Annotated in this window: 12 protein-coding genes; all 12 read left to right on the top strand. The window is 37.3% G+C overall.

All coding sequences use genetic code 11. From position 1 onward, the window contains the following. Positions 1-112: 112 nt before the first annotated feature. The 12 genes from AB1349_09590 to AB1349_09535 all read left to right on the top strand — a co-directional run bounded on the left by AB1349_09590 (position 113) and on the right by AB1349_09535 (position 14,074). The gene (locus AB1349_09590; protein ID MEW6557592.1) at positions 113-1,117 is read left to right on the top strand and encodes a FecR family protein; all 1,005 of its coding nucleotides are present in this window, start codon (positions 113-115) and stop codon (positions 1,115-1,117) included. A gap of 11 nt (positions 1,118-1,128) precedes the next feature. After that, positions 1,129-1,566, top strand: coding sequence for a retropepsin-like aspartic protease (locus AB1349_09585; GenBank protein MEW6557591.1), 438 nt, complete (start codon positions 1,129-1,131; stop codon positions 1,564-1,566). A 138-nt stretch (positions 1,567-1,704) separates the two neighbouring features. After that, on the top strand, positions 1,705-3,027 hold the full coding sequence (locus AB1349_09580) for a glutamine synthetase family protein (protein MEW6557590.1): 1,323 nt from the start codon (positions 1,705-1,707) through the stop codon (positions 3,025-3,027). A gap of 175 nt (positions 3,028-3,202) precedes the next feature. Beyond that, the gene (locus AB1349_09575) at positions 3,203-3,895 is read left to right on the top strand and encodes a GAF and ANTAR domain-containing protein (protein ID MEW6557589.1); all 693 of its coding nucleotides are present in this window, start codon (positions 3,203-3,205) and stop codon (positions 3,893-3,895) included. A 71-nt stretch (positions 3,896-3,966) separates the two neighbouring features. After that, positions 3,967-7,062, top strand: a complete 3,096-nt coding sequence (locus tag AB1349_09570) for a hypothetical protein (GenBank protein ID MEW6557588.1) — start codon at positions 3,967-3,969, stop codon at positions 7,060-7,062. Positions 7,063-7,237: 175 nt separating this feature from the next. Then, complete coding sequence (locus AB1349_09565; protein MEW6557587.1) at positions 7,238-8,488, top strand: PorV/PorQ family protein; 1,251 nt, start codon at positions 7,238-7,240, stop codon at positions 8,486-8,488. 3 nt (positions 8,489-8,491) lie between these two features. Further along, positions 8,492-8,653, top strand: a complete 162-nt coding sequence (locus tag AB1349_09560; protein ID MEW6557586.1) for a hypothetical protein — start codon at positions 8,492-8,494, stop codon at positions 8,651-8,653. A gap of 366 nt (positions 8,654-9,019) precedes the next feature. Next, positions 9,020-10,225 (top strand): Glu/Leu/Phe/Val dehydrogenase, encoded by a 1,206-nt coding sequence (locus tag AB1349_09555; GenBank protein MEW6557585.1) that lies wholly within the window; start codon positions 9,020-9,022, stop codon positions 10,223-10,225. A gap of 77 nt (positions 10,226-10,302) precedes the next feature. Beyond that, positions 10,303-10,671, top strand: a complete 369-nt coding sequence (locus tag AB1349_09550) for a hypothetical protein (GenBank protein MEW6557584.1) — start codon at positions 10,303-10,305, stop codon at positions 10,669-10,671. Positions 10,672-11,000: 329 nt separating this feature from the next. After that, on the top strand, positions 11,001-12,590 hold the full coding sequence (gene serA / locus AB1349_09545; protein MEW6557583.1) for a phosphoglycerate dehydrogenase: 1,590 nt from the start codon (positions 11,001-11,003) through the stop codon (positions 12,588-12,590). A gap of 3 nt (positions 12,591-12,593) precedes the next feature. Continuing rightward, positions 12,594-13,166 carry a TlpA disulfide reductase family protein gene (locus tag AB1349_09540; protein MEW6557582.1) on the top strand — a complete coding sequence of 191 codons (573 nt, stop codon included), beginning with the start codon at positions 12,594-12,596 and terminating at the stop codon, positions 13,164-13,166. Beyond that, the gene (locus AB1349_09535; protein ID MEW6557581.1) at positions 13,163-14,074 is read left to right on the top strand and encodes a CsgG/HfaB family protein; all 912 of its coding nucleotides are present in this window, start codon (positions 13,163-13,165) and stop codon (positions 14,072-14,074) included. Before AB1349_09540 ends, AB1349_09535 begins: the two co-directional genes overlap by 4 nt. Positions 14,075-14,301: the final 227 nt, after the last annotated feature.

Here is a 14,301-nt window from a genome sequence, read left to right as displayed (position 1 = left end):
TGTGCTTTATGAGGAAGTGTTATTGAAGAGCCGTGTGTGGGCAATCTGCAAGCACGGTTCTGCGAGGGGCACGACAGCCCGATAGGGCTGTCACCACAAGGAGGTTATAAAGATGTCTACTCAACATAAACAATTAAAATTTTTATTGGTAATTTTTAATTTTATATTTTTAATTTTTAATTGCCTTTATTCTATTCCACCTGCAGGTGTTGTGACCTCTATTGATGGTGATGTGCAACTTTTACCATACAAGAACGATTCCTGGCAGTCAGCAAAGGTAGGTACATTTTTGTATGAAGGTGATACAATAAAAACATTAGAAAAATCGTATACCGCAGTCACACTTACAAATGGTGGTGAGATGAAAATAAATCAAAACACAGAGTTTTCATTTGAGATTACCTCACAGATAGAATCGGTTGGCTCTCAAATAAAGGCGAAAATGGGTCAGATATGGTCAAAAGTTAGACCTAAAACAAAGTTTGAGATACATACACCTGTTGCAATTGTAGCGGTTCGCGGAACAGAGTTTGATATAAACTTAATTGGTGGGAAGTTGTATCTCGCGGTTTATGAAGGGAAAGTCAACTTAAAAAATAAATACGGTGAGGTTGATGTAAAAGCGGGTGACGAAACATCTGCTGGTGCGGACACGCCACCAGAGCCACCGAAAGAAATGAAAAAGGAAAAACAAGAAAAAAAATGGCAGGAAGAAAAAATCTCTAAAGGCTCTATCAAAATAGAAACAAAAACGACAAAAATAGTATGTGATATAGCATTTGAGTTGATAGTTTCAGTATACGATGCAGATGGCAAACTTGATAAAACTGCTAAAAACGAAATTACTGTAAAATCGGATTCAACCGCAATGCTGTTTTCAGCTGACAGTATGAATTGGAACAAGAAGCAGAAAATAATTCCTGCTGACGGTATAGCAAAATTATACGGAAAAGTTTCGCTTGATGGACTCCATTCTATATTTGCAGTTGCAGAAAACTACATTGCTGGCAAACTTGATGTGTTAGCCACGCAACCAAAAACAAAAAACCTTAAACTAAAAATGAAATCAGATACAGGTGAAAACGAACTCATTCTTAAATTCAAGAAAAAAGAATAAAAAAATTATATATGGGTGATGTAATCAACAAATTTTTATGTCGCTCTGCTTCAAAAGAAAAACCACAGGAACTACAGCTCTATTTTGATACAGGTTCACCGAGAACTTTTGTGAAACAAAGTATAGCATTGAAAATGGAAGCTATTTCCAAACTACCACAACCGGAAGAATTTCATGGGCTTGGAAATGGCAATTTTTTTGCTACACATATTATCCGTTTGCAAATCAAAATGCTTGATATTTGGATTCCACATCTTTGTTTTGTTGTCCCTGACAATGTTTTAGGTATGGGGTATGATGTTCTTGTAGGACATGATTTCCTACAAATTTATGATATTTCTGTACAGCCGAAACGGAGAGAAATTATTATTCGCAAAGAAGCGCTAAAAATGGCATTACAAGTTAGGATTGCCAAGGGCAAGAAACTACAAAAAACTGGTATAATGTAATTTCACGTCCTTGGCGTGATAGTATTGAAATCTGTACATTAAAATTAGCCAGTTTGTAGCCGACCTTTAAGGGTCGGCTACTTTTTTGTTGACTTTTTGTAATTTATTTTATAGAATTATTGCAGGAGGTTGCTATTTATGAAAACAGAAAAGGATGTTCTGGCGATTGTCAAAAGGGAAAATGTCGGGTTTATCAAATTATGGTTTGTGGATATTTTAGGGCAGTTGAAATCATTCACAATCACACCGAGAGAACTTGAAGGCGCACTTACTGACGGAATGGGATTTGATGGCTCGTCTATAGAAGGGTTTGCACGGATTTTTGAGTCGGACTTAATTGCGAAACCTGAGCCTGAGACATTCGCTATTTTGCCGTGGCGTTCCCAGGAAGAAAAAGTTGCGAGAATGTTTTGCAATATACTGGATCCAGACGGCACACCCTACGATGGCGATACCAGATATATTCTGAAAAAAAATCTGCAAGAGGCAAAAAAATTTGGATTCACATATAATGTCGGGCCGGAATTGGAGTATTTTTATTTCAAGACGGATAAATCACCTGAAATTATAGATGAAGGCGGCTATTTTGATTATGTGCCGTTAGATGAAGCGCATGATTTGAGACGAGAAACGGTTCTCTATCTTGAAAAAATGGGTATCAAAGTTGAGTACTCGCACCACGAGGTCGCACCATCACAGCATGAAATTGACCTCCGATATGCCGATGCATTAACAATGGCTGATAATGTGATGACCTACAAGGTTGTGGTCAAGCAGGTTGCATACTCAAAAGGGTTTTACGCAACATTCATCCCGAAACCGTTATACGGCGAAAATGGTAGCGGAATGCATACGCATCAATCACTTTTCAACGGTAATAAGAACGCATTTTTTGATACAAAAGATAAATACCATTTATCACCAATTGCAAAACAGTTTATTGCAGGTGTGCTAAAATATGTTGCCGAAATCTGTGCTATAACCAACCAGTGGGTGAATTCATATAAACGCTTAGTTCCAGGCTATGAAGCGCCGGTTTATATTTCTTGGGCAAGACGAAACCGGTCCGCATTGGTTCGCGTGCCGATGTATAAGCCCGGCAATGAACTCGCAACCCGAATGGAACTGCGTTTCCCGGACCCTGCCTGTAATCCGTATCTTGCATTTTCAGTGATGCTTACCTGCGGGCTTGAAGGTATCAGAAAGAAATTGACACTTCCAGAACCAGTAGAAAAAGATATTTTTCATATGACTGAAGAAGAACGACAGAAAGAAAAAATAGTTTCACTACCGGGTTCTTTAATTGAAGCGATTGAAATTGCGGAAAAAAGCGAACTGCTTAAAAAAACACTTGGAGAACATATATTCAACAAATTTATTGAGAACAAAAAAATAGAATGGGATATGTACCGCACACAAATTACCGATTACGAAATAAAAAAATATCTGCCAATTTTGTGAATAAATGGTAACCATACAGATAATTTCGTATAATCTGCGATAATCGTGGTGTCTTTAATTGACCGATGCACAAAATCACGAATTTTTAGACGGAAGCGTTAACTTATTAATTAATTAATTAATTCGTTAATTCATTAATTTGTTAATTTTTTTCTTGTGAATCTGCGTTCTAAAAATGAAAAAAAACTCAAACAATGTAATTTCTGCACTCACTAAAATTTCGCAGGCAATAACTTCAGAACTCTATCTTGACGATATACTGAAACTGATTGTTACCGTTACTGCCCAGGCGCTTGGCTCAAAAATATGTTCGCTGATGCTTCTTAACGAAAAAAACAAACTAGAAATCAAAGCGACACAATCAATTTCCGAGCAGTATCTCAAGAAGCCACCACTTAGAGTTGGCGAAGGTATAGCAGGCCAAGTCGTTAAAACCAAAAAGCCAGTTGCTGTTTTAGACATTTCTAACGACAAAATTTTTAAGTATAAAGAAATAGCAAAAAAAGAAGGGCTTGTATCAATGCTTTGTATCCCACTGGTTGTAAAAGGAAAGGCAATTGGTGCAATTGATGTTTATACCGCCAAGCCACACAGATTTACAAAAAAAGAGATTGATATACTCACAACTATCGCAAACCAGTCAGCTGTTGTTATTGAAAACACAGAACTAATTGTTAAAACGAAAGTTATTTCAGAAGAACTGGAAACCAGAAAACTTGTAGAGCGTGCTAAAGGTATTTTAATGAGAAAGAATAATCTATCTGAAGAAGCAGCCTACCGAGTTATACAAAAACAGGCGATGAACAGACGCAAATCAATGAAAGAAGTTGCAGAAGCAATCCTTATAATGTCCGACATTGAAAAATAAAAATATACAAAAATATACAAATTAGGCAGGTGTTATCTTTTACTTGACACTATGCCTTCATTGGAGGATTTATGTTACAAAATGCAACTGTTAGAGAATTCAGTTTTGATAGCAGGAAATGGCTTTTGAGAATTATAGGTGGTTTGATAATTAGTTTTTTGGCAGTTTCTGTTTATGCGAATGTGCCAAAGGCGATACTTTCTAACCCTGCGGAAGGTGAGAATGTTGTTTCAACACATACAATAGTGTTACAGGTATCCAGATATAACATACCAACAACTGTTAGTTATTACTATCGGAAGCAAGGTGTTAGTGATTGGACATCTATTGTAAGCACAAGTTGTAGTAATGAGTACTGGCAATACGATACTGTAAGTGCCCAGTCGGTTTGGATGTCTTCATTCACATACATCTGGCATGTTAATCTTGATAACGATACTGTATATGAATTAAAAGCAGTTGCTTCAAATAGTGATGGCACAGACCCATCACCACAAATATCATGGTTTAAGGTAGAAAGAAATCCGGTGGCAAGTTTTGGGCTTTATACTGCTACTACTCCTTGGACTGCTGTAACTTCGTATAATGGTATATACTATGTCAAAGCAACTATACCGCTGTGGATTAGAGTAGATTTTTCATATACCAGTAACAGAGCAAGTTATGATGTGCCTAATAACCCAACAATGGAAAACGCAATTACACCAACTGTAAGTATCACACCACTTAATAAATCAGCAATAACGCCGGTTTCTGATTCCTGGCCTTCTTCTACACGATATATTTGTAAAACAAGTATTGATACCAATACAGGTGATGGCGAGGCGACAATAAAAATTACAGGTGCCAAAGATAACAAAAACGATACAATGGAAAACTTCAATGGAAGTTTCATAATTGATACAGTATCACCATCTGTTATAAAAGTAGAAGTTGATGAAGATGGTAATGGTTCTTTTACTGATAATAACGGCTATGTTGCAAATGGTGAGCAACCAAGTATTTATGTCACATTTAACGAACGAATATACACTTCACCTGCTGGATTCGCTTATTTTACACCAAGTGGTATGAGCACAGTTCAACTTAACTGGGGAAGTTTTGTAGCAGGTACTGACCAGACAATATGTTATTTTACTGCGCCATCTGCGATTTCAAACACAACAGGCGATGGTCCTGCAAGTTTTGAACTAAAGTATTCAACAGATATTGCCGGGAATGTTATTTCTCCATATACGCAATCAGACCTGTTCAATATTGATGGAACAGCACCGCAAGCACCTGTTATCTCTACACCGGTTGCAGGCGCTGCTTTTGACCCAGGGTCTATCATTACAGTAACTTTACAAGACCCAACAGATGCAGATATTAGTTTTGCTTCGTTTACAGCTGCAGGTGGGAATTATTATGCTGATTATACACCTCCATATCAGGCAGCATTACTTCTTCCGGAAGGGTTTAATGGAGAAATACGAACACAATATTTTGATAAAGCAGGAAACAAATCAACTTCACAAACGGTTACTGTTTCTATTAACCCCGCAATTGATAAAACAGCGCCACTGGCAAGAGTTACTGCTATCGGCGGTACATTCCCGAATGTTACACTTACTGCATCTGTAAATACTACAAATACTAATGTTGAGAAAGTAGTGTTTGAATATTCAACTGGTAAAACCAACTGGATAACTATAGGTACGGATGCTAATAATGCTGATGATTTTAATGATGTAGTATGGGATGTGAGTTCTTTATCAAGCGGGAATTATTATCTGCGTGCAACCGCAACTGACTTAAATGGTAATACTGACACATCACCATCTATTGTAGATGTCTATTTATCAAAAGAAGCTGGGAATGTAACTATTACAGGCTCAGCCGCAAAAGCGGATACTACTTACAATGTTTCTGCAACTTTAGATACTACAAACAAAAAGGTTGATATTGTTATAACCTCTACAAATACACCAACAGTTACTGTTGAGCTATATGATGTGGCTACTTCTTCATATGAATGGATTTTACCGTCACAAATAACTGTAGGTGGTTCTGAAGGGAACTATACCGCATCTGTATCAAGTGATTTCATTACCGATAATACACGCGGTCGTGTTATCGTAACCGCAAAGAATGCTAATGGCGAAGTTATGCAAAGACAGTGCATATTTGGTGCTGTAAAAATTGATGCTGCAAAAGGTGCAAACTTAGACTGTGATATTCCATATGGTGTTGATGTTAATATCCCCGCAAACGCTATAAAAAGTAATACATCGCTGATTATGAAACCTGTAGAAACACCAGCATCTACTCAGGAAGGGATAATACCATTTGGACAGACATACGATTTCTCGTTTTTAGATGGAACAAAAAATTTTGCACCTATCACACTAACATTTAATTATCCGACTACAGTTAATAATTTGTTTGTAGGTTCAACCGCAGAACAAACAAAACTGACTGTCTGCTATTACGATGGTAGTAAATGGACACGAGATAAAAATGTTGAGCATAACAATGCAACAGCAACAAGTATAGATGTTAAAACAAACCATTTCACAAAATTCTCTATTGTTGCAGATTATGCGAAACCTAAAATCAGTTCTGTTAAGGTGAATGGTGCGGTAGTTACTTTTAAAGGAACTGACGAAGGCGTCGGTATAAGCACTGGGAACTCATATCTAAGAGTAAATGGGAACAACTATTCACCAGCTTATAATTCTGATACTGATGATTTGGTAGTTGATGCAGAACTTACTGATGCAGGTGATTATCCATATATCCTACATCTTCAAGATAATGTAGGTAACTATACCGAACTGAGCGGTGTAATATCTTATACAACGACACTTGAAATCGGCGATGCTCATAACTATCCCAACCCGTTTGATCCTGATAAAGAAGATACAATAATACGGTTTACAATTTCAGAAGATTCTCGTATTACAATCAAAATTTATGATTTCAATGGTGATCTTGTATCTGTAGTAACAAGAAATGAAGCGTGGGGTAGCTGGGTCAAGGAGACCCGGTGGGGTGGGACAAACGATAATGGTAAAAAGGTTGCTAACGGCACATATTTCTGTGAAATAATTGCAAGTGGGTCCCAAGACAATGTAGGTAGAACCGTCCGCGAAGTGATTAAAATCGTAGTTTTGCGTCGGAAATAAAATTTTACATTCTACGACACTTTAGCATCGGTTCTAAGACTTTAGCAGGATTTAAGACTTTAGTCTTTTATAAAACTCTAAAGAGTTAATTCCAAAGTCTAAAGACTAACAAAACAATCTATCACAATTTTTCACTTTTAATTTTAAATCTTCAATTAAAGTGAGGGGGGATAAGATGAAAAGAAATTGCTTGTTACTTGTTACTTGTTACTTGTTACTTGTTGCTATGACAGGTTCTATTTTTGCTTGGGAAATAAACACGGAAGAAGAAACAGGCGAGGCAGGTGGTGCGGCACCATATCTTAAAACAGGCATTGGCTCTCGGGCGCTCGCTATGGGTTCTGCTTTTACTGCTGTTTCAGATGACGCAAGTAATGTCTACTGGAATCCAGCAGGGATTACCTATTTAGAAAAAAAACAGGTTGCATTAACATACACAAATATGTCACTTGATAGAAGTTATAATTTTATCAGTTTCGCTATGCCTCAAAAAGTTTTGATGATTGATGGTCTGGGTGTTGGAATAATCCATTCCGGTGTAAAAGATATACACGGCTATGATGCTAAAAATTATCCAACAAAAACATTCAGCGAAACTAATCTCGCACTTCTGGTCTCTATCGCAAAAAAGATAGATGATGAAATTGCTGTCGGCGGCAATTTGAAACTTCTGCAAGGGACACTGGATGATGGAACTGCTTTTGGTGCTGGGTTTGATGTAAGTACACTCGTTAGTATTTCAGACAAACTAAAACTCGGTATAATGCTGCAGGATATTTATACAATGCTTTCTTGGAAAGATTCTGAAAGTATAGAGCGAGTGCCTTTTGTCGTAAAAACTGGTCTCGCATATAGTTTGCTAAAAAATAATAGATTAAAACTATGTGCAGATGCCGAAAAATTTGTAACACGAAAACGAATAGAACTGAATTTTGGAACTGAATTAAATTTGATTTCTAATATCGCATTAAGAACCGGGCTTTCTGATAATTTTTTGGCTGCAGGATTTGGCTTAAACTACAACATCATTTCGCTGGATTACTGTTATTGTGCGGATAAACTCAAATCCGGCGATACCAATCAGTTAACCTTGATGTTTGCGTTTGGTTCTGTTGCCAAAAGTGCGGAAAACGAACCTGCCAGTGAGCCAAAAGTGACTGATAAAGAAAAACAAATTGGTTATATTCAGGTTACAGTAGCAACTGCTGATGGTGTGGCACCTAATGCAACAGTAAAAATACTACAGGCTAATAAGGAAATTATAAAAGATATTACAAATGAAAATGGCGAATATATATCTGCGGAGTTACCAGCAGGTAAGTATACGGTAAAGGTATGGCAACGGGGTTATTTATCCGAAGAACAAAAAGTTAAAATTTCATCTAACAAACCAGCTGAAGTCAATTTTAAATTAAAGAAGAGATAATTTATGGAGACAGGTATCGGGTTAGCAATTGTTGGGGTTTTGTTAAGTTGGGTATGGTACATTAATAACAAGAATAACAACAGGGTAATTAAAGAGATAATTAAAGCGACAACAGAGCGAACAGAAAAACTAAAAAAGGGTTTTGGTGTGATAGGTGCCCCCTGAATAGTCCCATTTATTCCATAGTAAACACCTTAAGTTGAACCCAAAACAAAAAAAATTTTACAAACCAAAAAAGTACTTGACAAAAATTAGAAAATTATTTATAATATAATAAGAGCGACAAAGTTGTCCTCAGTTCTGCTATTTTTTGGTAGAATGTGAGGGCTTTTTTATTGAAAGAATAACGCGAATGAACACGAATCAAATACGAATATCCGCGAATATTAGCGTTAGATTTGCAACTATTTGCGTTAACACGAAGTGGAGGTAAAAGTGGAAAGAAAATCTGTAAAAGAGGCATTGGAAATAAGTAAGACATTGACACCATTTGAGATTGCTCAGTTACAGTTGGATATCGCAGCCGAGGTGATGAAACTTGACACTGCAACACATGAATTTCTGCGCGAGCCAATGAGAGAATTACATGTATCTATCCCTGTTAAAATGGATAACGGCAGTGTAAAAATTTTTAAGGGATTCAGGGTTCAATATAATGATGTGCGTGGTCCAACAAAAGGAGGCATTAGGTTCCATCCAGAAGAAACGGTTGATACTGTAAAAGCACTCGCAGCATGGATGACATGGAAATGTGCAGTTGTAGATATTCCTTACGGCGGCGGTAAGGGTGGAGTGATTTGTAATCCAAAAGAGATGTCACAAAATGAACTTGAACGATTAAGCCGTGGATATATTGACCAGGTGTGGCATATTATTGGTCCTGAAAAGGATATACCCGCGCCGGATGTTTATACAAATCCGCAAATAATGGCATGGATGATGGATGAATACAGCAAACTCTGTGGTTACAACTGTCCCGGTGTAATTACAGGCAAACCAATTGCGCTTGGCGGCTCAAAAGGACGTGGGGATGCGACTGCAATGGGCACCGTATTTACAATAAGAGATGCGGCAAAAAAACTCGGGATTGATTTAAAAAATGCTACAGTTGCCGTGCAGGGTTATGGGAATGCTGGCTCTTATTGTGCAATTTTGATGGATGAAATGTTCGGTTCTAAAATCGTTGCAGTAAGCGATTCAGTTGGCGGAATATATTCTGAAAATGGGGGAGATGGGGGAGAAGGGTTAGACCCGAAAAAAGTTGTAGAACATAAAAACAAAACCAAATCCTGTGTAAATTTTCCGGGAACAAAAAATATTACAAACGAAGAGATTTTAGAATTAGATGTGGATATTTTGATACCTGCTGCTTTAGAAAATCAGATTACATCTGCAAATGCCGGCAGAATCAAAGCGAAAATTGTTGCAGAGGCAGCAAACGGTCCTACAACACCCAAAGGTGATGATATACTTTTTAGAAATAATGTATTTGTGATCCCGGATTTCTTGTGTAATGCCGGTGGTGTTACTGTTTCTTATTTTGAATGGGTTCAGAATATCAATGGTTATTACTGGGAAGAGGAAGAGGTATATCAGCGGCTGGATAAAAAAATGACAAAAGCATTTGAAGATGTGTGTCAAACAGCAAAAGAGTATAAGGTTAACAATCGTATCGCTGCTTACATAGTGGCAGTCAGTCGTGTTGCCGAGGCGATGAAACTTCGCGGCTGGGTATAGATTAAAAGCAATTAAAAATTAAAAATTAAAAAACAGAAATTAAAATAGTCGGCACTTAAGTGCCGACTACTAGGCGGATGATGAATGAATGGGGTGTGCCAACAGTAGAACTTGCATCGTTGACATATCAGTATGTTCAGAGATTTGCTGCCATGAAAAAATATATTCCTGATATAGTGATTGCAGGCGGGTTCACACTTGAAGACCATATTTTTAAATGGCTTGCGTTAGGCGCACCGTATTTCAAAGCGGTTGGAATGGCAAGAGCACCAATTGCAGCAGCAATGGTCGGGAAAACGATTGCTCGCGCGGTGAAAGACGAAAATATACCGTCAACGATGGATAAATACGGTAAAACAATTGACGAGATATTTGTAACAGTGCCTGCATTAAGAAAAAAATATGGTAAGCATTTTGAAACGATGCCGGTGTCTGCAATGGAATAAAATGGTAGTCGGCGTTTAAACGCCGACTACTACTGAAACGAGTAGTCGTGAACTTTCAGTTCACGCATTGTATGGAGTGCATTGACCGTGTCAATGCATAAAGCAACGACACGGTCACTAAAGTTTCGTAAAAAAATCAAGAAACAGGTGACAGGTCCTTTTTTGGAAAAACATATTATTATGGATTCCCGATTGGTGCACTCGGGAATGACATATTATACAGAGTAACAAACACAATAGCAAAACAAAAAATGGCTGGGTTGGTGACGGTCATTTTTTTATTTGCAATTTTTTTTTGATTTTTATATAATATTTATGGAGGTGCAAAGATGTATAAAATTCTTGTTTCAGACCCGTTGGCGAAGGAAGGTGTTGAAGTTCTTAAGAAGAATCCGGATTTTTCTGTTGATGTAAAAACAGGACTAAAACCAGAAGAACTTTTAGGTATTGTAGGCGGATATGATGGGCTTTTAGTCCGAAGCGAAACAAAAGTTACAGATGTCATTTTGAGCGAAGCGAAGAACCTCAAAATTATCGGTCGTGCAGGAACCGGTGTGGATAATATTAATGTCAAAGAAGCATCAAAAAAAGGTATCGTTGTAATGAATGTTCCGGGCGGTAATACCATTTCTGCGGCCGAGCATACCGTTTCAATGCTTTTAGCATTATCCAGAAATATTCCGCAGGCGAATGCATCATTAAAAAAAGTAGAATGGAAGAAAAAAGAATTTGTCGGCACAGAAGTTTTTGGAAAAACAATCGGGATTATCGGGTTTGGCAAAATCGGTATTGAGGTTGCGAAACGGCTTCTATCATTTGGGATGAAAGTACTTGTGTGCGACCCGTTTGTTTCAAAAGAGCGTGCAGTTCAACTCGGTGTTGAATCAGTTTTATTAGACGAGCTTCTTGCACAATCTGACTACATCACAATTCATACACCAAAAACAGAGCAGACAAAAAATTTGATAAATTCTGAGACAATCAAAAAAATGAAAGATGGTGTGCGTATAATCAACTGTGCGCGTGGCGGGCTTATTGACGAAAAAGCACTTGCAGATGCATTAAAAAATGGCAAAGTAAAAGGCGCTGCACTTGATGTATTTGAGAAAGAGCCACTAATTCCCCCCTCGCCGTTTTTTGAACTCAACAATGTAATCATAACACCGCATCTGGGTGCATCAACTGAGGAAGCACAAACAAATGTATCAGTAGAAATTGCCAAACAACTGCTTGACTATTTTGAGAAAGGCACAATCAGGAATGCAGTCAATTTCCCGTTTATACCGACTGAAATACTGCAAAAGATACAGCCGTATATCAATCTTACTGAAAAACTTGGCTTATTTGTATCCCAATTTACTGATGGCAGAGTTTTAGCAATAGAAATAAATTATGCGGGTGAATTTACAAAATATGACTTATCACCAATCACAATCGCAGGTGTTAAAGGCGTTCTTGAACCCACCTGTGATAGAGGGATGTTGAATTTTATCAATGCGCCGTTTGTTGCACAGGAAAGAGGAATAAAAGTATCAGAAACGCGAATTTCAGATACAACGGATTTTGCAAATCTTATAGTTCTGAAATTAAAAACAGAGACAACCGAAAATATAATTGCAGGAACCGTATTTAGCAAAAACGAATTAAGAATTGTAAAAATCAACAATTACTATCTTGATGTAGAGCCGACAGGCAATATTCTTGCATTTTCAAACACAGACAAACCAGGTGTAGTTGGCAAAATAGGCGCGATACTTGGCAATAATGCTATCAATATCGCATCTATGGAAGTAGGCAGAATTACCATCGGTGGTGATGCGATAACAGTTGTCAATGTTGATTCTGATATTCCGGAAACTGTGCTGGTTGAAATCAAATCCCAACCTGAAATCAAAAATGTGAAAATGATAAAATTGTAAAAATTGCCGACTACTATTTGCTATTCGCTATTTGCTGTTCGCTATCTTAGAAAATTAAGAAAAATCATGAAACCACGACTATTTTGCTTGAGTATATTTTGTTTTTTGTTGCCAGTAAGTATAAGTTCTGAACAAAAAAATCTTGTTCAGAAATCACAGAAAGCGCAGCCGTTTGCTCTGTATGATTTGAATGACAATCTTGTAACATATTCTGATTTCAAGGAAAAGAAAATTTTGATTTTAAGCTTTTTTGCTACATGGTGCGAACCCTGTGTAAAAGAAATTAAGGAACTTGAAGAATTTAGCCAGCTAATTTCTTCATCAGCGATTGAAATACTGCTAATAAGTACAGACAGAGGGAAAAAGAAAAAAATCGTGAACTTCGTCAAAAATCATCAAATTAAACTTAAAATTATTCGTGATATATATGGTATCGTTCAGAAAGCATATAAAGTTAATGCCATACCAGCATTGTTTTTGATTGATAAATCCGGGGATATCGTATTTCAGCAGGAGGGCTACTCTGAAAAAACAGTTGAAAAAATTAAACTCAAAATAAAGGAATTTATAGAATGACAAAATTTGGATTTGTATTTATTAGCATTTATCTGTGTTTTAGTGGTCTGTGTTTTACACAGGAAGAAGGCACGACTGAAGAAAAGCCGCGTTTAGCAATTTTAGATTTAGGTGCCCAGGATGTTTCCGCAGTATACGCCTTAAAGGGTTCAGAACTTTTAAGAACCGCGATATTTAACACAGGACTTTTTACAGTGATTGAACGAAATGAAATGCAGAAAATCTTTGAAGAACAAAAACTTCCACTAACCGGCTGCGTAGACGAGAAATGTGGTATACAAATTGGACGGATGCTGTCTGCAAATAAAATCCTTGTTGGCACGATAATAAAATTAGGCGAGAAGATAATAATAAACGCAAGAATAGTTGATGTAGAAAAAGGCAAACTTGATTTTGCCGAGAAAACATCCGGCACAAAAGTAGATGAACTTGATATAGCATGTGATGAGTTTGCCAATAAACTCGCAGCAAGAATAACTAAAAAGCCCTATCAACACCAGGCTGTTACAATTCCGACAGCACCACCGGTTTCACCAATCCCGCCATTGTCTCCACCCACATCAATTCCTGCTGTTCAGCCGGAGGTATCCCAATATTCTACAGAAGCGAAAAAAATTATAGATACTTTGAAAAAAGAAATTAAACTAAAAACTATAGATAATAATTACAGTATATTCTCGCTATGCTATTCACCTGACGGGAAATATATCGTCTCTACTGGTGACTGTTATGATGAAAGATTAGGTGGTTCTACAATAAAAATCTGGTCAGGAATTGATGGTTCGTTATTAAGAGCCCTTGAAGGACACAGTGGCGATGTGCAATCGCTATGCTGGTCGCCTGACGGAAAGTATCTTGCTTCGGGAAGCAGTGATTTTACAATAAAAATCTGGCAAATAGGCAGATAGAAAAATGTTAACAGGTTTATCAGCAAAGGAATCTGACAGGATTTACAGGATAAGGTCAAAATCCTGTTAATCTTGTCAAAAAAAGGGAACTGACAGACTAGTCGGCCTGAAAAACGGCTATAAACACTGTTTTTTTGATACGGCTCGTCGGAACCACTATAAAATATATTTGCAAATTCATTCAAATCAAAGGTTTGACCTTTGAAATTGCTCTTTGAATTTTGAAA

The organism is Elusimicrobiota bacterium (genome assembly GCA_040757695.1).
Classification (GTDB): Bacteria; Elusimicrobiota; UBA8919; order UBA8919; family UBA8919; genus JBFLWK01.
The sequence above is the reverse complement of the archived record's forward strand: the minus strand, read 5'-3'. Positions and strand labels throughout refer to the sequence as shown.